Here is a 20,554-nt window from a genome sequence, read left to right on the forward strand (position 1 = left end):
TTTTCTTCCGGCATATGCCAGAAACCGGGCTTCGACCCATTTCTGAAAACAGATCGGGCATGTGATCCACAAAGAATCACATGCCCGATTCGCTTCAAATCAAGACGCAGATAGCGTCATCAGCGATCAATATTCCAGGCAAATCTTGCCGAAATGCCGGGCCGAGCGCTGATGCAGAAAGGCATCGGCCATGCGCTCCAGCGGGTAGCGGCTGTCGATCACGGGCTTCCAGCCAAACAGGTCCAGAGCGCGCACCATGTCCTGCTGCTGTTCGCGGCTGCCGACGATCAGGCCTTTGAGGATTTGCTGCTTGCGCATCAGCTCCAGCGTGGGCACGGCGCCCGCAATGCCGGTGAGCACGCCGATCAGCGCGATATGGCCGCCGGGCGCGCAGGCGCGGATGGACTGGGGCAAGGTACCCGGGCCGCCGACTTCGACCACGATGTCGGCACCGCGCCCGCCGGTGGCGGCCAGCACGGCGTCGCCCCATTCGGGAGTGTCCTTGTAGTTGATGACCACATCGGCCCCCAGGGCCTGGAGCCGCTCGGCCTTGGCCGCGCTGGAGGTGGTGCCGATGACTTTCGCGCCCATGCTTTTGGCCATTTGCAGCGCGAAGATGGAGACGCCGCCCGTGCCCAGCACCAGCACGGTGTCGCCAGCCTGAATACCGCCGTCCACGACCAGGGCGCGCCAGGCAGTCAGGCCCGCGGTGGTCAGCGTGGCGGCTTCGGCGTGGCTCCAGCCCTTGGGAGCATGGGTGAAGCTGGTGGCAGGCAGGGTGATGGATTCACGGGCAAAACCGTCTACACCGTCGCCAGGCACGAGCTGGAAGTCGGTAGGCACGTTGCGGCCCGCAAGCCATTGGGGAAAGAAGGTGGAGACCACCGCATCGCCGACGGCGAATTCGGCCACACCCGCACCGACGGCCATGACCACGCCCGCGCCATCGGCCATGGGGATGCGGCCATCGGCGGCGGCGCCAGGGCGGGAGACCACGCCAAGGTCGTGATAGTTGAGCGAGCTGGCGTGAATGCGCACCTGAATCTGGCCTGCCCCAGGCGCGGCAGCGGCGGGCAGCTCTACCAGTTTCAGGTTGTCCAGGCCGCCGGGGGCGGCAAGTTGCATGGCTTTCATAGCAATCCTTGGTCGTGAAAATGCGAACAGCGGCTATCTTGCAGGCCTACGGCACAATCCACCAGAACCAACATATTTGTGCCGTAGTATTAAAAAGGGAAGTATTGGATAAACAGTGGCTTTGCGGTTAGGCTGCAGGCCCCGGCCCCAGCCAGAAACGGAGCGATGATGAAGCGACTGAACAGCAAAAGCGGCTGCGCCGTGGAGGTGACCCTGTCCGTGATGGGCGGCACCTGGAAGCCCGTCATCCTGTTTCATCTGCTGCCCGGCAAAAAGCGCTTCAGCGAGCTGAGCCGCACGATTGGCGGCATCACCCAGCGCATGCTGACGCTGCAGCTGCGTGAGCTGGAAGACGCAGGCATTGTGCTTCGCACCGTCCATGCCGAGGTGCCGCCGCGCGTGGACTATGAGCTGACCGAGCTGGGCCACAGCCTGCAGCCGGTGCTGATTGCCATGCGCAACTGGGGCGTGCAGTACGCCCGCCGCCATGACGCAGCCGGCGGGCGGCATGACGATGCATGTGCTGCAGCGATGCCCAGCGACGCAGCGGATTCAAAGCAAAAAGTGGCTTGAGCGCTTGCTGATCAAGCGCTACAAGCTATCAAAAGCAGAGAATTTCTTCATAAAAAAGCCCGCAGGCTGCAGCAGCTTGCGGGCTTTTTTGCCTAGGCTCACGGCCGCTTATTTGCCAGCCGTCAGGGTGCTGTAGCTGTTCATCAGGTTGCGGTAGTCGGGGATATGGTTGGAGAACAGCGTACCCAGGCCCTCGATATCGTTGCGCCAGTCACGGTGCAGCTCGCAGGCCGCGCCGAACCAGGTCATGAGCTGGGCGCCTGCCTGCTCCATACGGCTCCAGGCGGCCTGCTGGGTCATGGAGTTGAAGGTGCCCGAGGCGTCGGCGATCACGAACACCTCGAAGCCTTCGGCCAGGGCCGACAGCACGGGGAAGGCCACGCAGACCTCGGTCACCACACCGGCGACGATGAGCTGCTTCTTGCCCGTGGCCTTGACGGCCTTGACGAAGTCTTCGTTGTCCCAGGCGTTGATCTGGCCGGGGCGGGCGATATAGGGCGCCGTGGGGAATTTTGCCTTGAGCTCAGGCACCAGCGGACCGTTGGGGCCGTTCTCGAAGCTGGTGGTCAGAATGGTCGGCAGCTTGAAGTACTCGGCCATGTCGGCCAGCGCCAGCACATTGTTCTTGAACTTGTCGGGGTCGATATCACGCACCAGGGACAGCAGGCCGGTCTGGTGGTCCACCAGCAGCACGGCGGCGTTGTCTTTGTCGAGACGGATATAGGGCTTGTTGCTCATGACGATCTCCTTCAGGGCGGTTGGGGTGAAAAATCAGGCGCGCTGGGAATCCAGCACTTCATGGTTCTGAATCACTTCCTGGGCCTTGGCATAGCTTTCGATCAGCAACTGGTAGTTGGGGAAGATGCCGGTGTAGGCCTTGGCCCATTCGGCGGCGTCCTCGCGGTTCCAGGTCTTTTGCAGCTCTGAGGCCACGGCTGCGGTGTCTATGGGCACCACTCCGGCCTGCAGCATGCGGGCCAGGGTGATTTCCTCGGCCATCTTGGAGTAAGTGCCCGACGCGTCGATGACAGCAAACACTTGGTAACCATCGGCCACGGCAGCAATGGAGGGGAAGGCCATGCAGACGCTGGTGATGGTGCCGGCAATGATGAGCTGCTTCTTGCCGGTGTCCTTCACCGCTTGCACGAATTCGGGGTTGTCCCAGGCGTTGATTTCTCCCTTGCGGGCGATGTACTTCGCATGGGGCGCGTTCTGGTGGATCTCGGGGATCAACGGACCGTTGGGGCCCTGGGGCACCGAGGCCGTGGTGATCACCGGAATCCTGGCCAGCGAAGCGATCTTGGCCAGGGTGCTGGCCAGCATGCGCAAGGTGGTGAACGGCATGTCGTGCACGGTCTGGAACAGGCCGCTTTGGTGGTCGATCAGCAGCATGGCGACGTTGTCGGGGTCGATCACGGGCTTGGCGCCGTTGAAGTTGGCGGGTATGGCGACGGATTGAACGGACATGGGTGCTCCTTGGGCTTCGGAAAGCCTGGTTGATGGAACGGGAGGGAAAGATGCCGACCCGTTTTGTGGGCAGGTCGGCATCGGGATGCGCAGACGCCTGGCGCGACTGCGAATGCCTGGATCAGCGCTTAGTGAGCCGGGCCTGCGGCTCTGGCATGGCGCTCGGCGGGCGGGATGCGCCCGAAGCGGCCGCTGCGGAAGTCGTCCATGGCCTGGGCGATTTCCGCGTCACTGTTCATGACGAAGGGGCCATAGCCGACCACGGGTTCGTCGATAGGCTCGCCCGACAGCCACAGCAGCGTGACGTCGTTGTTGGCCTCCAGGTGCACCGTGTCGGCGGCGCGGTCCATATGCACCAGTTGACCGGCACGGGCTACGTCCGTGCCGTTGATGAGCAGCGTGCCGTGCAGCACCACCAACGCCAGCGTGTGACCGGGCTGGGCCTTGAGCTCGGTGGCGGCCCCGGCCTTGATGCGTACATCCCAGACATTGATGGGCGTGAATGTCCTGGCCGGGCCGCGTGAGGCCGGGCCACGAGAGGCCGGGCCATGGGCCGCTTCAAAGTCACCGGCAATCACGCGCACCGAGCCGGCTCCATCGGGCAGGGCCACTTGCGGAATGCCCGCATTCAGCAACGTCTGGTAGCCGGGCGCGGCCATCTTGTCCTTGGCAGGCAGATTGACCCACAGCTGCACCATCTCGAACGGGCCGCCCGTCCTGGCATAGGCTTCGGAGTGGAACTCCTCGTGCAATATGCCCGAGGCGGCCGTCATCCACTGCACATCGCCGGGGCCTATGGTGCCGCCAGCACCCGTGGAGTCTCGGTGGGCCACCTCGCCTTCGTAGACGATGGTCACGGTCTCGAAGCCGCGGTGCGGGTGCGTGCCTACGCCACGTTGTTCGGTCGTGGGTGTGAACTGATGGGGACCGGCGTGGTCCAGCAGCAAAAAGGGGCTCAGCGCCTTGCCGTGATCGCCATAGCTGAACAGCGAACGCACTGGAAAGCCATTGCCCACCCAGTGAGGGCGTGGGGCTTCGTAGACACCCAGGATTTTCTTGAGCATGGTGATTTCTCCTTGCGACGGGCCTGCAGCTCGTGAAAAACAGAGCAGGCGTTGAACATGGATGAAGTATGAATCTGGAACATCGACTTGAGTAGTCCACAATATTCAGCCTCAGAGTTCCACTTTTGAAACGATGAAACTGCCAGACCTCAACGAGCTCTACTACTTCGCCCAGGTGGTGGAACATGGCGGCTTTGCCGCTGCGGGCCGCGCACTGGGCATTCCCAAATCCAAGCTCAGCCGCCATGTGGCGGCGCTGGAAGAGCGCCTGGGCGCCCAGTTGCTGCTGCGCTCCACACGTAGCTTTGCCGTCACCGAAGTCGGCAAACGCTATTACGAGCATTGCCGCGCCATGCTGACCGAGGCCCAGGCGGCAGAGGAGTCCGTGGCCGTGCTGCATACCGCGCCCTGCGGCCTGGTGCGCCTGAGCTGTCCCGTGGCCCTGCTGTCCACGCGCCTGGGCAGCATGCTGGCGGACTTCATGGCCCAGTATCCCGAGGTTCGGTTGCAGGTTGATGAAACCAACCGCCGCGTGGATGTGGTGGCCGAGGGGCTGGACCTTGCGATACGCGTGCGCCCGCCGCCACTGCAGGACAGCGAGCTGGTGCTGCGCCACCTGGCAGAGCGCCGCCAGTGCCTGGTTGCCGCTCCGGCCCTGATTGCCCGGTACGGCCAGGCCGCCGGTCCCATGGATCTCGGACATTGGCCCAGCCTGGATCTGGGCCCGCCACGGGAAACACATCGCTGGCAGCTCTATGGGCCGGACAATATCCATGCCGAGGTACGCCACAGCCCGCGCTATGTCACCCAGTCCATGCGGGCGCTGCGCGAGGCCGCCATCCAGGGGGTCGGCGTGGTGCAGCTGCCCAGCATGTTTGTGCTCGATGACCTGCGCAGTGGCTCTCTGGTGCAGGTGCTGCCCGGCTGGGAACCCCGGCGCGAGATCATCCATGCGGTCTACGCCTCACGCCGCGGCCAGTTGCCTGCGGTGCGCGCCTTGCTCGACCATCTGGCGCAATCCTTCAGGGCCTTGACCGAGGAATAAGCATCAAAAATGCCTCAAACGCTTTATACACAAGCGCCAGCAGCTATCACTTTGATCAAGGCTGAGGTTCAGGCCAGCGCGGCCTGGATATCCGCAGCCAGTTTTTCAGGCTTGTCCTGGGGTGCATAACGGCGGATGACCTGGCCGTCGCGCCCCACCAGAAACTTGGTGAAGTTCCACTTGATGGACTTGGTGCCCAGCACGCCGGGTGCCTCGGCCGTGAGCCAGCGGTACAACGGGTGCGCACCCTCGCCGTTGACCTCGATCTTGTGCATCAACGGGAAGGTGACACCGAAGTTCAGCTCGCAAAAGCTGGCGATTTCATCGTCCGAGCCTTTTTCCTGGGCCCCGAACTGGTTGCAGGGAAAGCCCAGCACCACCAAGCCCTGGTCGGCGTACTGCTCGTGCAGGGCTTGCAGGCCTTTGTACTGCGGCGTGAAGCCGCAGGCGCTGGCGGTGTTGACGATCAGCAGCACCTTGCCCTGGTACTGCGACAGAGGAACACTGCGCCCCTGGATGTCGGTGGCCTCAAAGTCATAAACGCTGTTTGTCATGCTGCACTCCCGCCAATGCGAAGCTGCAAGCTTAAGGCAGTCAGCAACCTATCTCACAGCTAGAAACAACCCTGCTCAACCACACCACGGAGACAATACCGGGGCTGCGACCATAGAAAAACCGATCTTCGCAAGCAGAGCGCCTGTTTTTTGGGCATTCTTCGCAGTCTTGCCTCTCTGTGGCCCTTGGCGGGCTGCCTTGCAACGTGCGTTTGTCCTTTCAAGAAATCCAAGAAAAATGTGTCACGCAGGCCCGGGCACTGTGGGCGCGCTGGCGCGCCTCGGCGCTGGGCCAGAAAGTGACCGCCTTGCCCTGGTGGCATCGCTGGCCCACCCGCCAGGAATGGCTGCGCGTGCTGGTCGCCCTGCCCGTGCTGTTTCTGCTGTACGTGCTGCTGCTGATTCCGTTCACCCCCAGCATCAGCGACCTGCGCAAGGCCAAGCTGGAGCAGCCCGCGCAGATCATGAGTGCCGACGGCAAGCTGATCGGCGAGTTCAAGCGCAGCAACCGCCAGTGGGTGCCGCTGGAGCAGATCTCGCCTTCCGTCGTCAAGGCCCTGGTCGCCACGGAAGACCATCGCTTCTATCAGCACCATGGCATGGATTTCACGCGCACCATGGGCTCGGTCCTCCATACCCTCCAGGGCAATCCTCAGGGCGGCTCCACCATCACCCAGCAACTGGCGCGCAATCTCTACCCCACTGAAATCGGCCGCGCCCGCAATATCAACCGCAAGCTCAAGGAAGCCATCACGGCCTTCAAGATCGAGGCGCTCTACACCAAGGACGAGATCCTCGAGACCTATCTGAACACCGTGCCCTTTCTCTACAACGCCTACGGTATAGAGATGGCGGCACGCACCTATTTCGACAAGCCGGCCGCCAGGCTCACGGTGCTGGAGAGCGCCACGCTGGTGGGCATGCTCAAGGGCAATGCCTATTACAACCCCGTCATCAACCCGGACCGCGCGCTGGCCCGGCGCAACACCGTGCTGAGCCAGATGGTCAAGCGCGGCGAGCTGAAAGATGACGAGTTCGAGCGCCTGAAAAAGCGCCCCATGCGTCTGGACTTCGAACGCCAGGAGGAGCCTGTAGGCATGGCGCCGCACTTTGCGCAGCAGCTGCGCAAATGGCTGATCACCTGGGCCGACAAGAACGACTACAACATCTACGCCGATGGTCTGGTGGTACGTACCACCATTGATTCACGGCTGCAGAACTGGGCGCAGCAATCGGTGAACCGCCAGATGCGCACGCTGCAGAACATCGCCAACACCAACTGGAGCCACCGTGACGGCTGGAGTGCCGACAACGACCTGGTGTTGCAGCTGGTGCGCGAGACGCCAACCTATCGCAAGCTGGTGCAAACAGGCCCTCAGAGCGCCGAGGAAACCCTCAAGAAACTGCTGGCCGACAAGGCCTTCATGAAACAGCTGCGGGACGACAAGACACGGGTGCAGGCCGGTTTCCTGGCCATGGATCCACGCAACTCCGCCGTGCTGGCCTGGGTGGGCAGCCGCGACTATGCGCTGGATGCATTCGACCATGTTGCCCAGGCGCATCGCCAGCCTGGTTCCACCTTCAAGCCCTTTGTCTATGGCGCTGCGCTGCGGCAAGGCTCCAGGCCTGACGACACGCGCAAGGATGAAGAAGTCGAGATCAAGCTGCCGGGCGGCGAAATCTGGCGCCCCAGCGACGCCGTCGAGCCCACGGGCGTGCCCATGACGCTCAGCGATGCCCTCGCTTATTCCAAGAACACGATTACCGCCGAGCTGATGCAGGAGGTGGGCGTGGACCGGGTCATCAAACTGGCCCGGGCACTGGGCGTGCGCCAGAGTCCGCTGGAAGCCGTGCCCTCGCTGGCCCTGGGCTCCAGCCCCGTCACGCTGCTGGAGATGGTCAACGCCTACGGCAGCATCGCCAATGCCGGCCGCTACACGCCCCCCCAGCTGGTCACCCGCATCGAGAGCGCCGATGGCCAGGTACTGGCCGAATTCACGCCACCCAAACCTGACGAGGCCTGGGATGAGGAGCACAACTACCATTTGCTGGAGATGATGCGCACCGTGATCGACAAGGGCACGGGCCGCGCCATCCGCAAGCAATACGGCATACGTGCCGATGTGGCGGGCAAGACCGGCACCACCCAGGGCAATGCCGACGGCTGGTTCATCCTCATGCATCCGCAGATCGTGGTCGGTGCCTGGGCGGGCTTCAACGACGCACGCATCACCCTCAAGAGCGACCAATGGGGCCAGGGTTCGCGCAGTGCCCTGCCCATGGTGGGGGACTTCATGTCCCGGGCGCTGCACAGCCCCCTGCTCAATGCCAAGGCACGCTTTGCCGAGCCCAATGCCTCGCACTGGTGGAGCAATTTCGTGAGCCGCCTGCGAGACAGGATGCAGCAATGGGGCAGCAATGACAGCGGCAACGATGCTGGAGATCATGAGGGCACTCACCAGCCCCCGGCTGCTCCTCATACCCCCGGCACCGCGCCCTCTGGCCCGGACAACAACGATGCCGACATCACCGAGAGCACACCGGCCCTACCTGCCAGCCCGGCAGGCAGCCGCTCGCCCGCCCCCGACAGCAGCGCACCGGCACCCGATACCGACAGCAGCCCCGGACTGGCGCCTGCCGATCCTCCTCCCGCCCCTAACCCGGCAAACTGGAGCGATATAGGTACGGCGCTGCCGCCAGCCGCGCCCTTGAATGCGCCGCAAGACGCCCAGTAGGCGCGTTTTCAGCCACATGCCTCACTGGGCTGTCGAATAACTGGTCAAATCGCCCCCTGACACCCGCCAGCAGGCCTCCCAACAGGAGACCGCTGGCGGCTTTGTTTTCGCTCAGCATGAAACCCACATGCTGATAGCGCGCTGCGCCGACCCGGAGCCGACATGACCGCCAATACGCCAACCATAGTCACCTTTGCCATCTATCTGCTGGGCATGTTTCTCATCGGCTGGATGGGCTACAGGGCCACATCCAGCCTGTCCGATTACATTCTGGGCGGCCGCAGTCTTGGCCCGGTCGTGACTGCCCTGTCTGCAGGTGCTTCGGACATGAGCGGCTGGCTGCTCATGGGCCTGCCCGGCGAGGTGTTCAGCAAGGGGCTGTCGGCCTCATGGATTGCGATCGGCCTGTGCCTGGGCGCCTGGTGCAACTGGCGCTTCGTGGCGGCGCGACTGCGCGTCTACACCGAGAAGGTGGGCAATGCGCTGACGCTTCCCGACTACTTCACCAACCGCTTCGAAGACCGCAGCAATCTGCTGCGCATCGTCACGGCGCTGGTGATTCTGGTGTTCTTCACCGTGTACTGCGCCTCGGGCGTGGTCGCGGGCGCCCGCCTGTTCGAGTCCATGTTCGGCATGGACTACCAGACTGCCCTGTGGGTGGGCGCCGTGGCCACCATGGCCTATGTGTTCATCGGCGGTTTTCTGGCCGTGAGCTGGACCGACACCATCCAGGCTTCGCTGATGATTACCGCACTGATTCTGGCGCCGCTGATGGTCATCTACGCCGACGGCGGCATCGGCGCCAGCACCGCCATCATCGAAAGCGCACGCAGCGGCGCCTTCGACATGTTCCAGGGCCAGACCATCGTTGCCATCATCTCCCTGCTGGCCTGGGGCCTGGGCTACTTCGGCCAGCCGCATATTCTGGTGCGCTTCATGGCCGCCGAATCGGTTGCAACCATCCCTAACGCCCGCCGCATCGGCATGAGCTGGATGGCCCTATGCCTGGGCGGCGCCGTGGCCGTGGGCTTTTTCGGCATTGCCTTTTTCGGCAGTCGCCCCGATCTGGCCGCAGGCGTGAATGCCAACTCTGAAAACGTGTTCCTGGAAGTCGCCAAGCTGCTGTTTAACCCCTGGATCAGCGGCGTGCTGCTGGCCGCCGTGCTGGCGGCCGTGATGAGTACCCTGTCCTGCCAGTTGCTGGTGTGCTCCAGCGCACTGACCCAGGATATCTACAAGGCCTTTCTGAACAAGAACGCCTCGCAGAAGCAGCTGGTCTGGTTTGGCCGCGCCATGGTGTTTGCCATTGCCGTCATCGCCATCATCATCGCCCAGGACCCCAAGGCCAAGGTGCTGGGCATGGTCAGCAATGCCTGGGCCGGCTTTGGCGCCGCTTTCGGCCCCCTGGTCCTGCTGTCGCTGCTCTGGGGCCGCATGACCCGCAACGGCGCGCTGGCCGGCATGGTCGTGGGCGCCCTGACCGTGCTGGTCTGGCAATATTTCCAGTGGCTGGCGATCTATGAAATCATTCCCGGCTTTGTGCTCTCCACACTCGCCATCGTCGTGGTGAGCCTGCTGGACAAACAGCCTTCCTCGTCCATGCAGGACATTCATCGGCAGGTGAATGTCGAAATCGCGACACACGGCGAATAAATCGTCAACACCGACCCACAGCCCCATCCGCTTGGAAAGCAGGTGGGGCTTTTTCCTGCCTGGAGCAGACCATGGCGGCCTGTCCGCGCCAGTAAACAGCCACTCTTGAGCGGTACAAACGCAAGGCGTCCTTGCAATTTCGGGGCCTATCCGTCACACTCACGGGTCGAAATTTCAGGGATTCCCTGAGATTCTGAAAGGTTTAGTGAATGCTCAAGGCCACTGCAGCCAAGGTGTACCGGACGGGCTTGACGCTTGTACTGGGTGCCGCTTTCTCGCTGGCATCATCATCGGCTTTGGCGCGCAAAGCGCCCGAAGCCGGTATGGCTGTCCCCGGCTTCGAAACGATTGCTCTGGCCGACCTGCCGCGTGACGGCCGCAGCACCTACGCCCGCATACTGCAAGGTGGCCCGTTCACCAACGACAAGGACGGCTCTGTTTTCGGCAATCGCGAGCGCATCCTGCCCCGGCAGGCCCGTGGCTATTACCGGGAGTACACCGTACGCACTCCCGGAGCCCGCAACCGGGGCGCCAGGCGCATCGTCTGCGGCGGCCTGCAGCCACAAACCCCGGATGCCTGCTTCTATACCGGCGATCACTACAACAGCTTCCAACAGATCGTCGAATAGAGATATGGGCTGTACAGCTTCCTTCATCCGGGCAGCGACGGATCGCGCCAATGACCTACAGCGTCGTCAGCGGCGCATCTGCCAACCCATTTGATGTTTTTAGAAAGAATCACGGAGATGGACACGCCACTTCGTAAGCCCACCGAAACGCCTCTGCGCAACGTTCGCACCAATATCGTGCAGGCCATACGCGCCTACCGTATTCCGGACCTGCAGGCAGCCGCCGAGTCTCTGGGTGCCCATTTCCTCTATGCCAACCTGGCGCATGCCCAGACCAAGGCGGACATCTTCGAGCTGCTGTCCACGCAGTTTCACCTGCCCGCCCATTTCGGCAAGAACTGGGATGCGCTGTATGACTGCCTGACCGACCCCATCAGCAAAGCAGGCCCCCAGCCCGGCTTTGTCGTGGTGCTGGACCAGATCCCCACCACACCCAAGTTCGACAAGGAAATCCGCGAGCAGCTGCTCGATGTGTTCCGCGATACCGCCGAGTTCTGGGCCGAGCGCAAGATCGCCTTCCGCTGCTTCTACTCGTTCCTGTAAGCAAGGCCTGAGCCGCAAAATGCCCGCATCTTGCGGGCGTTTTCATTGGCGGCTCAATGTGCTCGGGCGCCGACCGCCTCACCACTGCCTCGCATCTGCAGCCACTTGCCAACCGTCACCACCAACACCGCACCCACGGCGGCCGCCGCGTAATGCAGCCAGGGCATGGCCTGCACCATGGCCTCCATCACATGATCGCTGGTAATGGTCTCGCCTGCGACCCAGCCAATCAGAGCTGCGCCCAGCGTGACAATGACGGGGAATCGCCCCATGAGCTTGATCATCAGCGTGGAGCCAAAGATCACCAGCGGAATGCTGATCGCCAAGCCCAGAATCAATAGCAGCATATCGCCGCCAGCCGCTGCAGCCACGGCAATGACGTTATCCAGGCTCATAACCAGGTCGGCCAGCAAGATGGTGCGAACCGCAGCCATCATGCCCTGCTTGGCGACATGGCCGGAATCCTCTTCTTCGTCTTCACCCTTGAGCAGGCCCACGCCTATCCACAGCAGCAGCAATCCGCCGATCACCTCGACGAAAGGCAGCTGCATCAACTTGGCAGCCACCACCGTCAGTGCGATGCGCAGCACCACCGCAGCGCCGGAACCGAACATGACGGCTTTCTTCTGCTGCGCGGCAGGCAGCCCCCGGGCGGCCAGTGCGATCACGACCGCGTTGTCTCCCGAGAGAATGATGTTGATCCAGACGATTTTGAGCAGGCCGATCCAGAAGTCGGCACCCAGCAAGGCATCCATGGCAAACAGTCCTGAGCGATCAGTCCGTCACAGTCTGTACGGACAAACGCCCGGCAACAAATGGCCGGGCGTTATAACTGGGCAAAAGTTTAGTCCTTTGCTCGCCGCGCGGGCAGTCCGTGTATTGCTGCTGGCAGCATGGTAATTGGAGCCGCTGCGACCAGGAAACCAGATGCATACCGCCCAAAAAGACTGCAAATTACCAGTTTTCAGTGATGTGCAGGAACGGCAATCCTGTTCACAGTCTTCCCCATAGCATTTGCAGAGCCTTTTCAGAAAATGAACCAGTTTTCCATCCTTCCCACCGAATCGACTCTCCCCAGCCCGCTGCTGGTGGTAGAGGACGAGCCCTTGATCCGGAAAAGGCTGGAAGGCATTCTGCGCGGCCTGGGATATACGGATGACGCTCTCATTTTTACTGCATCCATTTCAGAAACCCGCGCTCGCCTGCAAGAGCACCCCGTCGCGATGGCGCTGGTGGACCTGGGCCTGCCCGACGGCAATGGCATCGACCTGATCGCCGAGCTGCGCCAGGCCGACCCTGGCATGGGCATTCTGGTGATTTCGGCCTGGAGTACCGAAGACGCCATCCTCGCGGCCCTGCGCGCCGGCGCCAACGGCTATGTACTCAAGGAGCGCGACGACCTGGAGGTCACCCTGTCCATTCGCAGCGTGCTGCGCGGTGGCGCCCCCATCGATCCCTTTATCGCCCGCCGCATCATTGCCGAGCTGCAGCCAAGCACCCCGGCGGCCAACAAGGAGCTGCCTGCCGAGAGCGTGCTCAGCGTGCGCGAGGTACAGATTCTCAAGCTGGTGGCCGACGGGCTGACCAACCGCGAAATTGCCGAGTCATTGTTTCTCTCGCGCTATACCGTGGAGTGCCATATCAAGAACATCTACCGCAAGCTCTCCGTGCCATCGCGCACCAAGGCGGTCAGCGAAGCACGCGCACGCGGTCTGCTGTCCTGAGCATGAGCAAACGCCAGTTCAGCCACTGGGGTCTATGGCTCTGCATCTGCTGTGCGCTCTGGCTGTCAGGCACCGCACATGCGCAGAGTGCACCGTCCTGCGAGCCGCGCATCACCGGCAGCTTTGTAGCCAAGGCGCAGACGGAAGGGCCACCACCCATTCGCGAAAACCTGGACTGGCAGCCTGTCACCTTGCGTCACCACTGGCGAGACCTCTGGACCGACTACGATGGCGCGGCCTGGTACCGGATTGACTGGGAACTCCCCTGCGCAGACCAGCCCGTGGCACTGATGCTCAAATCCATCGTCATGGCGGGAGAAGTCTTTGCCAATGAATCCCTGCTGTGGCAGGACGCGCATCTGAGCGAGCCACTGAGCCGCAGCTGGAACAAACCCCGCTACTGGCTGCTGCCGCAGGCCACCCTGCAGCCAGGCCGGAACCAGATATGGATTCGCGTTCACGGCCGCGCTGGCGATAGCGCGGGCATGGGAGCCGTGAAAATTGGCGATCCGCAGCGGCTGCATGAGCAGTTCGAACAGGCCGAATGGAGCAATCGCACCGTCCTGGTCATCAGCGTGACGGTGTCTCTGGTCCTGTCGGTGCTGTTCGGCTTCGCCTGGCTGCAAAACCGCAGCCATGAGGTCTTCGGCTGGTATGCGCTCAATGCCCTGCTCTGGGCCCTGCTGATGGGCAGCGCACTCAGCACCAGCAGTTGGCCCTTCCCCTCGTCTGCGGCAGTAGAGCGAGCCACTGCGCTGATTTTCATGGCCTTTACGCTGAGCTTTTGCCTGTTTGTCTGGCGTTTTGCCGGTCTTCGCCTACCCAGAACCGAATGGGCGCTGTGGTCACTCTCTGCCCTGGTCGCAGCCGGCATCATCTTCACGCCGCAACCATGGCTTCCCCTGGCCAAGCTGTCCGTCCTGCCGTACCTGCCGCTGGTAACGGGCATATGCCTGTGGTTTCCCTGGCACGCCTGGAAGACCCGCAGACTTGACCACGCCGTCTTTGCTGCCTGCGTACCGATCTTTCTGATATTGGGTCTGCATGATTTTCTGCATCTGCATGGCTTTTTCAGCCAAAGCCACATCCTGATGCCCTACTCCATTCCCGTCACCATGCTGGCACTGGCACTGGTACTGGGTCGCCAGCTCACGCTCAATATGCAGCGCATCGAGCAGTTCAATGTGGAGCTGACAGACAGCATCACCCGCGCTTGCGAAGATCTGAGCTCCACGCTGGAGCGGGAACACTCGCTGGCCATGCGCCACAACCTGCTGCAAGAGCGCATGCAGATATCCCACGACCTGCACGACAGCCTGGGCGGCTCTCTGGTGCGCTCGATTGCCTATGTCGAGCAGTCGCGCACACCGCTGCCCAACACCCAGGTGCTATCCATGCTCAAGCTGATGCGGGACGATCTGCGTCAGATGATCGACAACGGGGCCAGCGCCAATCTACAGGTTCCCGAAACCCCTGCGCAATGGATTGCCCCTTTACGCCACCGTTTCAGCATGCTGTTCGAAGAGCTGGACCTCAAGGCCAGCTGGAACCTGCCCGCACACTGGCAGCAATGCCCCAGCGCCATTCAATGCCTGACACTGACGCGCGTTCTGGAAGAAGCGCTGACCAATGTGATCAAGCACAGCCGCGCCAGCCAGGTCAGTATTGCACTGGAGCTGCATCAGCCTCAGGAGCTGAAGCTGGTGATTGCGGACAATGGCCTGGGCTTTGATGTGCACTCCACCCAGATCAACAGCATGGGCGTCGGCATGCGCAGCATGCTGGCACGTATGGAGCGGGTTCACGGCAGCTTGCTGATTCAATCGAAACCCGGCCACACCATGCTGCAAGCCACCATGTCGCTGGATTCGCGTTCACAGATCTCTCTGAACACGGAAAAATCCACGCGGTATGCTGACAGCCATGCCCATATTGATTGACGGAACTTCACACGAAGATGGCGTATTTCCGCTGCAGCTGACCGAGGGTCCACCTCATCGCCTCAAGACCAGCCCCGGCCAAGGCGGCCTGAGCATGGGCCCGCGTTCCAGCACTCCCAAGGCCGATCTTTGGGTCGATGCAGACGCGCGGCTTCACTGGGCATGTTTCGAGCCCTTTGCCACGCCCGCAGGCTCCCCCTGGCCGCGCCAGTTCTATTACAGTGGCAATGATTCAACGTTCTTTGCCTGGTCTCGCCAGCGTCCCATAGAGGGCTTCAAGTGGCAGCCGCGGCTCTCAGGGCCGCTGGAGATCGACGCCAGTCAATCCCGGATCAGAGAGCTGTCTCTTTATCTGCAGGGCAACCAAGGGCATATCAGCCTCAAGCTCCCCTCCCGCGAAATGCGGCTGCATCTGCACGGCGACCTGAGCCAGATCAGCGTGACAGCAGGCCTGCCCGAGAGTCTGAGCTTGAGCCCCGCCACCAGCAAGCGCGGCACGGACGCGGCACTGCAACTGCCCGACATGGGTGGACTGACGCAGGTCAGCAGCCTGGAGCTGTGCAACAACGCGGGCCATCAACCCATTTCGCTGCAGCACCTGTCGCTGTTTCCCCGGTTAGAGTCTTTGTCGCTCTGGGGAAACTTCTGCAACCTGGAGCAGCTTGCCCAGTGCACTGAGCTGAAATCGCTGTCGCTGCGCTTTATGCCGAATCTGCAGAGCCTGCCGCCGCTGCAAAGCTGGCCCGGCCTTGATAGTTTCATCGCCTACAACGTGGAAGAGGCCACCGGCAAGCGCCTGCGCCAGCAGCTCAAGGAGCGCGCAAAAACACGCGCCTGGGACAAATACGCCAGCGTCAGCCAGCTGCGCAAACCTGAATGGTGGAGCAAGCACTACGGAAGGCCTTTTTCCAGCTGGCCGCCGGCACGCGCCAAACTGGCCCATGCCGCTTTCGATTTGGCAGAGCAGCAAATCCATGCCGCGCAGACACTGAACGACATTCAGGCCGCTCTGACCACCTTCTGCACACGCTTCAATACCGTCAAAGGCATCGAAACCAGCGAGCGTGAGGACCTCGGAGAATCCATATGGCAACTGGCGCAGTTGCCCACAGCCCTGTCACTGGGCGCAAGTGATGCGCTGGCCCAGCAATGGTTTGATGCCTGCCGCGACTATTGAGCCGCGTCAGGATCCACCTGCGCGATGATGCCGCCGCCCAGGCAGACCTCGCCGTCATAGAGCACGGCGGACTGACCGGGCGTGACGGCCCATTGCGCCTCGGGGAAGTCCAGGCGGAAGCCCGCATCCGTGGCCTGGGAGATCAACGCCGGAGAATCGGGCTGACGGTAGCGGGTCTTGGAGCCATACTCCTTTCCCTCGGCCGGTGCATGGCCGGCCACCCAGCTGACCTGATCGGCCAGCAAGGCATGTGACAGCAGCCAAGGGTGGTCATGGCCCTGAACCACGCGCAACTGGTTCTTGTCCAGGTCCTTGCGCGCCACAAACCAGGGCGCATGGTCGCCCGCGCCACGGGCGGCGCCCTTTTCCTTCACGCCGCCAATGCCCAGCCCCGAGCGCTGGCCCAGCGTGTAGAAGCTCAGGCCCACATGCTTGCCCAGCTTGCGGCCCCGGTCATCCAGCATCAGGCCTGGCTCCTTGCTGATATAGCGATTCAGAAAATCGCGGAAAGGCCGCTCGCCAATGAAGCAGATGCCGGTCGAATCCTTCTTCTTGGCATTGGGCAGGCCGATCTCCTCGGCAATGCGGCGCACCTCGGTCTTGTGCAGCTCGCCCACGGGGAACATGGCCTTGGATAGCTGGGCCTGGTTCAGACGGTGCAGAAAATAGCTCTGGTCCTTGCTGTTATCCAGCCCCTTGAGCAGCTCGAACAGCTGGGTGGAGGGGTTCTGGCGCACGCGCGCATAGTGGCCGGTAGCGATCTTTTCTGCGCCCAGGCGCATGGCGTGGTCGAGGAAGGCCTTGAACTTGATCTCGGCATTGCACAGCACGTCGGGGTTGGGTGTGCGGCCCGCCTGATATTCGCGCAGGAACTCGGCGAACACGCGGTCCTTGTAGTCGGCGGCAAAGTTCACATGCTCGATCTCGATGCCGATCACGTCGGCCACGGCCGCCGCATCGACAAAGTCGATATTCGACGAGCAGTATTCGCTGTCGTCGTCATCTTCCCAGTTCTTCATGAAGATGCCGACGACCTCATGGCCCTGCTGTTTGAGAAGATAGGCGGTGACGGCGGAATCCACACCGCCCGACAAACCCACCACGACACGCTGCTTATTGCTCATAGGTATGCGATTATCCCAGCGCCCGTCAACTGCTGCGGGCGTGAGGACTTGCCATGGAACTGCGCCAGCTGCGCTACTTTGTACGAATTGTTGAACTGGGCTCCATGAGCCGGGCGGCGCTGGATCTGGACATGGTGCAGTCGGCGCTGAGCCAGCAGATCAGCCGCCTGGAGTCGGAACTCTCGACCCGGCTGCTGCAGCGCACACCACGCGGCGTCATCCCCACCGAGGCCGGCCAGGCCTTTTTCCACCAGGCCCAGCTCACCCTGCGCCATGCAGAACAGGCCATCCATGCAGCCCAGCAGGCGCGGCTGTCCGGTGCGGTCAGCATGGGGCTCTCACCGACCATCGCCAATGTGCTGGGCCTGCCGCTGATGCGCGCCATGCGCGAGCGCTACCCCGATGTGCGCCTGCATATGGTATCAGCCCTCTCGGGGCATCTGACCAGTCTTCTCAACGCCAGACAGCTGGATCTGGCTATCCTTTTCGATACTCAGAGCGCCCGGCGATGGAGCGTGATGCCGCTGCTCGAAGAGCAGCTGTTTCTGATTCAGTCGCGCCAGCAACCGGTGGCGCCGCAGATCCAGCATGAAGTGCCCATCAGCCTGGAGCAGCTGCAGCAGGTGCCTCTGATCCTGCCCTCGGGCAGCCACGGCCTGCGCAGCTCCATCATGGCCTCGTTCACCAGCGCCGGTTTCCAGTCGCAGATGGCCATGGAAATCGACTCGCTGTCCCTGCTGATGGAAGCGGTCGCGGCCGGCATGGGCGCCACGGTCCAGCCCTGGTCGGCCGTGGGCATGTACCGTGATGCGGCCGAACGCTTCCAGTGGTCGCAAATCGCCGATGACTCGGTGCGGCGCAAGGCCGCGCTGTGCGCGCTGTCGGAGGACGAACTTTCCCCGGCAGCGCTGGCCTCGCGCGTGGTACTTATGGATTGCGTCAAGCAATTGGTGCAGTCGGGCAACTGGGTGGGGGCTACGCTGGAGACATAACCGGTACCTCCGGGATACCCAAATGTGCAAGGTATTTCCAAGTTGGGTCATAAAACTCAGGGCTACGCGTGGGATCTTGGGTATCACCTTCAGGCACCACGATCACCATGCCTTGTCGTGCTCGTGTTAACAACACCCGGTAAGCATTTAAGCGATAGCGCTGGTCAACCAGTTGCCGTATTTCTTGCCACTTCGTACCACTGAAATTGCGATAACGCCAGGACCCCAAAGCCTTATCAAGCTGGGCAATAAGGTCACCATCCCAGACCACCATCGTCCAATCAAGCTCAAGGCCCTGCACATCAAACTCGCTGCCGGCATCCTCCAGGTAATAAGACGATCTGATATCCGAGGCATCGTTCAAAAACCAAGCGCAAGGGTCAATTTTGACGCCCATATTCAAGCCCAGCGGCTTGAGACGCTTTGCCCCTGATGAGGCCAACGCGCCATAGCGCTCACTGCCACGAGCTTTCGCTTTCACCCATTGCTTCGCGACAACCAAAGAGCGTGTTCGCACGATAGGGTAGTTTTTCAAAACTTGCTCCAACTGAGTTCTCGCTTCTGCCAACTCACCAGACATCACGGCAGCAATCGCCTGGGATAAGCGCTCAGAGCGAAAAGATCGTAGCGAGACACCCAAGTGCAATGCTGGCAGGCGCACAACTTGACTGTCTTTCAGCTCCGCAAGCTGGAGGCTAGGTAGGTAACCTCCCTCCTCCAGTTGCGCTGGCAGGTATATGTCCCAATGAGCAAATCGATCTCGTAGGGCGCGCAGCCATTCCTCCAATCCTGCTTCGCCGGTATTGATCTCTTGCCCACCGCCAATCAAGCAAACAATGGCAGCCCAGCCATCGTGTCTATCCATGACATCGATCAAAAACTCAGGCTCTGATTGATCAAAGTCCAGTTGATCGCGCTTGGTTCGCATGAACTTGCTGGCTTGCTCCCGGCTCCATGCTCGCTGAGCTTCGTCAAACACCACAACCCGCTCGATTGGCGCAGCGGTCGTTTTTAAGTTGTCGTCTCGAAAGTGATGAATGTTCTGAATAAATGCTTTGGCTTTGCGCTCTGCATCCGTCTTTTTGACTGGCTGAGCCCCTTTTTTGCTCTGCGTAACCTCGTCACGAGCCAACGCTTCACGCAACACGTCGACCAACGGTCCGTTGCCCGATAAAAAGACTGCGTGCTCCTGGTCTCTCTCATCATGCTTTCTGCGTTCACACACCAAATTCAGGCCTGCCAAGGTTTTGCCCGCTCCAGGCACGCCAGACACAAAGCAGATGACTTTGCGATTTAACGACCTAGCCTTGTCAATAGCGACAGTTAACGCCTCTGTTGTCGCACCCAAGTTTTCGGCACCCGCTTCGGAATGCGTGATTTCTGCCACCCCATGGCCTTTGTAGAGCGCCTGAGAAGCTTCCACGATGGTTGGGGTTGGGCGATACCCAGCCTTAAGCCATGCCTGGTAGTCCAACGTTTGCTCCGGCGAAGAGCTCGCAAACTGGGCCAACACCGTGCGCAAAGTGGATGCATTGACCTTCATGACTGGGAAAACGCCTGCAATGGGTTGCATATCGGCTTGCTCCACAACCTCTCGCGCAGCCGTCGCAATCAAGATGGGGGCAATCAACGCGTCGTGGCTGCCCGCGTGGAAATTCTTTAGATCCAAGGCGTAGTCCATCACCTGCGTTTGAGCTGCCGCGTCGTAAGACTTCGAGCCCACCTTGAACTCGAGGACCAGCACTTTTTGCCCCAATAGCAATAAGTTATCCACACGCCTGCCAATACGGGGAATCACAAACTCAAAACAAAGAACCCCCTCCATTGAGGGATTCAGAGCACCTCTAAGGATCTCCACCTGTTTTTCCCAAGCACTAATTTGCTCTGCCGCCACGTCCCCATCTGACGCTCTAGAAAGTACTCCAATAATGGCGCAGGGTTCCGCAGCAAAAAACGCTTGGATAGTGGCGGCGTATGCGGCTCGGTTCGCAATGATGTTGATGTTCATCGATGGAAATAGATAGGAAATCTCACCAAGCATAGAGCCTGCTATCGGGCAGAGAAATCAACGTCAAAAAACATCACTAATAGTGATACCCCTATCCCTGTGGCCCACTGCACGAGTGAGGCGGTGCTCACTACATTCAGGTTCAACACTTACCTTACTGGGTTTAGCAACTGAAATTTGCAGCGATAGAGA

18 protein-coding genes are annotated in these 20,554 nt (G+C 61.4%); 10 read left to right on the forward strand and 8 right to left on the reverse strand.

Annotated features, from left to right (window positions below):
- Positions 1–126 precede the first annotated feature (126 nt).
- Positions 127–1,134: a zinc-dependent alcohol dehydrogenase family protein gene (locus tag QMY55_RS23885; RefSeq protein WP_283486562.1), complete on the reverse strand. Its 1,008-nt coding sequence runs from the start codon at positions 1,132–1,134 to the stop codon at positions 127–129.
- 168 nt (positions 1,135–1,302) lie between these two features.
- On the opposite strand from QMY55_RS23885, the gene QMY55_RS23890 reads away from it, so the two are divergent.
- Positions 1,303–1,707, forward strand: a complete 405-nt coding sequence (locus QMY55_RS23890) for a winged helix-turn-helix transcriptional regulator (RefSeq protein ID WP_283486563.1) — start codon at positions 1,303–1,305, stop codon at positions 1,705–1,707.
- A gap of 108 nt (positions 1,708–1,815) precedes the next feature.
- Here QMY55_RS23890 and ycaC read toward each other — a convergent pair whose 3' ends face one another.
- The 3 genes from ycaC to QMY55_RS23905 form a co-directional block, all read right to left on the reverse strand.
- Positions 1,816–2,445 (reverse strand): isochorismate family cysteine hydrolase YcaC, encoded by a 630-nt coding sequence (gene ycaC / locus QMY55_RS23895; protein WP_283486564.1) that lies wholly within the window; start codon positions 2,443–2,445, stop codon positions 1,816–1,818.
- A 33-nt stretch (positions 2,446–2,478) separates the two neighbouring features.
- A complete protein-coding gene (locus QMY55_RS23900; protein WP_283486565.1) occupies positions 2,479–3,174 on the reverse strand; it encodes an isochorismatase family protein in 696 nt (231 codons plus the stop codon).
- 128 nt (positions 3,175–3,302) lie between these two features.
- A complete protein-coding gene (locus QMY55_RS23905; protein ID WP_283486566.1) occupies positions 3,303–4,238 on the reverse strand; it encodes a pirin family protein in 936 nt (311 codons plus the stop codon).
- 133 nt (positions 4,239–4,371) lie between these two features.
- On the opposite strand from QMY55_RS23905, the gene QMY55_RS23910 reads away from it, so the two are divergent.
- Positions 4,372–5,283 (forward strand): LysR family transcriptional regulator, encoded by a 912-nt coding sequence (locus tag QMY55_RS23910; RefSeq protein ID WP_283486567.1) that lies wholly within the window; start codon positions 4,372–4,374, stop codon positions 5,281–5,283.
- 68 nt (positions 5,284–5,351) lie between these two features.
- Here QMY55_RS23910 and QMY55_RS23915 read toward each other — a convergent pair whose 3' ends face one another.
- Positions 5,352–5,837 carry a glutathione peroxidase gene (locus tag QMY55_RS23915; RefSeq protein WP_283486568.1) on the reverse strand — a complete coding sequence of 162 codons (486 nt, stop codon included), beginning with the start codon at positions 5,835–5,837 and terminating at the stop codon, positions 5,352–5,354.
- A 212-nt stretch (positions 5,838–6,049) separates the two neighbouring features.
- Between QMY55_RS23915 and QMY55_RS23920 the strand changes: the two genes are divergently transcribed.
- The 4 genes from QMY55_RS23920 to QMY55_RS23935 all read left to right on the forward strand — a co-directional run bounded on the left by QMY55_RS23920 (position 6,050) and on the right by QMY55_RS23935 (position 11,397).
- Positions 6,050–8,572: a penicillin-binding protein 1A gene (locus tag QMY55_RS23920; protein WP_407650574.1), complete on the forward strand. Its 2,523-nt coding sequence runs from the start codon at positions 6,050–6,052 to the stop codon at positions 8,570–8,572.
- A gap of 162 nt (positions 8,573–8,734) precedes the next feature.
- Positions 8,735–10,225 (forward strand): sodium/proline symporter PutP, encoded by a 1,491-nt coding sequence (putP, locus tag QMY55_RS23925; RefSeq protein WP_283486569.1) that lies wholly within the window; start codon positions 8,735–8,737, stop codon positions 10,223–10,225.
- A 209-nt stretch (positions 10,226–10,434) separates the two neighbouring features.
- Positions 10,435–10,854, forward strand: coding sequence for a ribonuclease domain-containing protein (locus QMY55_RS23930; protein ID WP_283486570.1), 420 nt, complete (start codon positions 10,435–10,437; stop codon positions 10,852–10,854).
- Positions 10,855–10,971: 117 nt separating this feature from the next.
- Complete coding sequence (locus QMY55_RS23935; protein ID WP_283486571.1) at positions 10,972–11,397, forward strand: barstar family protein; 426 nt, start codon at positions 10,972–10,974, stop codon at positions 11,395–11,397.
- Between the two features lie 53 nt (positions 11,398–11,450).
- Here QMY55_RS23935 and QMY55_RS23940 read toward each other — a convergent pair whose 3' ends face one another.
- Complete coding sequence (locus QMY55_RS23940) at positions 11,451–12,152, reverse strand: TerC family protein (RefSeq protein WP_283486572.1); 702 nt, start codon at positions 12,150–12,152, stop codon at positions 11,451–11,453.
- 279 nt (positions 12,153–12,431) lie between these two features.
- Between QMY55_RS23940 and QMY55_RS23945 the strand changes: the two genes are divergently transcribed.
- Genes QMY55_RS23945 through QMY55_RS23955 form a run of 3 tightly spaced genes read left to right on the forward strand, consistent with a single transcriptional unit; the run spans position 12,432 to position 16,238 of the window.
- On the forward strand, positions 12,432–13,121 hold the full coding sequence (locus QMY55_RS23945) for a LuxR C-terminal-related transcriptional regulator (protein WP_283486573.1): 690 nt from the start codon (positions 12,432–12,434) through the stop codon (positions 13,119–13,121).
- 2 nt (positions 13,122–13,123) lie between these two features.
- On the forward strand, positions 13,124–15,061 hold the full coding sequence (locus QMY55_RS23950; RefSeq protein ID WP_283486574.1) for a sensor histidine kinase: 1,938 nt from the start codon (positions 13,124–13,126) through the stop codon (positions 15,059–15,061).
- Complete coding sequence (locus tag QMY55_RS23955) at positions 15,045–16,238, forward strand: leucine-rich repeat domain-containing protein (RefSeq protein ID WP_283486575.1); 1,194 nt, start codon at positions 15,045–15,047, stop codon at positions 16,236–16,238. The genes QMY55_RS23950 and QMY55_RS23955 overlap by 17 nt, the downstream gene beginning before the upstream one ends.
- On the opposite strand, the gene mnmA is transcribed toward QMY55_RS23955, so the two are convergent.
- On the reverse strand, positions 16,232–17,362 hold the full coding sequence (gene mnmA, locus QMY55_RS23960; protein WP_283486576.1) for a tRNA 2-thiouridine(34) synthase MnmA: 1,131 nt from the start codon (positions 17,360–17,362) through the stop codon (positions 16,232–16,234). The genes QMY55_RS23955 and mnmA overlap by 7 nt on opposite strands.
- A 53-nt stretch (positions 17,363–17,415) precedes the next feature.
- Here mnmA and QMY55_RS23965 point away from each other — a divergent pair, with 53 nt between their 5' ends.
- Positions 17,416–18,354 (forward strand): LysR family transcriptional regulator, encoded by a 939-nt coding sequence (locus tag QMY55_RS23965; RefSeq protein ID WP_283486577.1) that lies wholly within the window; start codon positions 17,416–17,418, stop codon positions 18,352–18,354.
- Here QMY55_RS23965 and QMY55_RS23970 read toward each other — a convergent pair.
- The gene (locus tag QMY55_RS23970) at positions 18,338–20,395 is read right to left on the reverse strand and encodes a DUF2075 domain-containing protein (RefSeq protein ID WP_283486578.1); all 2,058 of its coding nucleotides are present in this window, start codon (positions 20,393–20,395) and stop codon (positions 18,338–18,340) included. The genes QMY55_RS23965 and QMY55_RS23970 overlap by 17 nt on opposite strands.
- Positions 20,396–20,554: the final 159 nt, after the last annotated feature.

This window comes from Comamonas resistens (assembly GCF_030064165.1).
In the GTDB taxonomy this organism is placed as follows: Bacteria; Pseudomonadota; Gammaproteobacteria; order Burkholderiales; family Burkholderiaceae_C; genus Comamonas; species Comamonas resistens.

Coding starts and splice junctions, on each gene's coding strand:
- QMY55_RS23885 (WP_283486562.1), bottom strand. CDS start 1,134: ATGAAAGCCATGCAACTTGCCGCCCCCGGCGGCCTGGACAACCTGAAA.
- QMY55_RS23890 (WP_283486563.1), top strand. CDS start 1,303: ATGAAGCGACTGAACAGCAAAAGCGGCTGCGCCGTGGAGGTGACCCTG.
- ycaC (WP_283486564.1), bottom strand. CDS start 2,445: ATGAGCAACAAGCCCTATATCCGTCTCGACAAAGACAACGCCGCCGTG.
- QMY55_RS23900 (WP_283486565.1), bottom strand. CDS start 3,174: ATGTCCGTTCAATCCGTCGCCATACCCGCCAACTTCAACGGCGCCAAG.
- QMY55_RS23905 (WP_283486566.1), bottom strand. CDS start 4,238: ATGCTCAAGAAAATCCTGGGTGTCTACGAAGCCCCACGCCCTCACTGG.
- QMY55_RS23910 (WP_283486567.1), top strand. CDS start 4,372: ATGAAACTGCCAGACCTCAACGAGCTCTACTACTTCGCCCAGGTGGTG.
- QMY55_RS23915 (WP_283486568.1), bottom strand. CDS start 5,837: ATGACAAACAGCGTTTATGACTTTGAGGCCACCGACATCCAGGGGCGC.
- putP (WP_283486569.1), top strand. CDS start 8,735: ATGACCGCCAATACGCCAACCATAGTCACCTTTGCCATCTATCTGCTG.
- QMY55_RS23930 (WP_283486570.1), top strand. CDS start 10,435: ATGCTCAAGGCCACTGCAGCCAAGGTGTACCGGACGGGCTTGACGCTT.
- QMY55_RS23935 (WP_283486571.1), top strand. CDS start 10,972: ATGGACACGCCACTTCGTAAGCCCACCGAAACGCCTCTGCGCAACGTT.
- QMY55_RS23940 (WP_283486572.1), bottom strand. CDS start 12,152: ATGGATGCCTTGCTGGGTGCCGACTTCTGGATCGGCCTGCTCAAAATC.
- QMY55_RS23945 (WP_283486573.1), top strand. CDS start 12,432: ATGAACCAGTTTTCCATCCTTCCCACCGAATCGACTCTCCCCAGCCCG.
- QMY55_RS23950 (WP_283486574.1), top strand. CDS start 13,124: ATGAGCAAACGCCAGTTCAGCCACTGGGGTCTATGGCTCTGCATCTGC.
- QMY55_RS23955 (WP_283486575.1), top strand. CDS start 15,045: ATGCCCATATTGATTGACGGAACTTCACACGAAGATGGCGTATTTCCG.
- mnmA (WP_283486576.1), bottom strand. CDS start 17,362: ATGAGCAATAAGCAGCGTGTCGTGGTGGGTTTGTCGGGCGGTGTGGAT.
- QMY55_RS23965 (WP_283486577.1), top strand. CDS start 17,416: ATGGAACTGCGCCAGCTGCGCTACTTTGTACGAATTGTTGAACTGGGC.
- QMY55_RS23970 (WP_283486578.1), bottom strand. CDS start 20,395: ATGCTTGGTGAGATTTCCTATCTATTTCCATCGATGAACATCAACATC.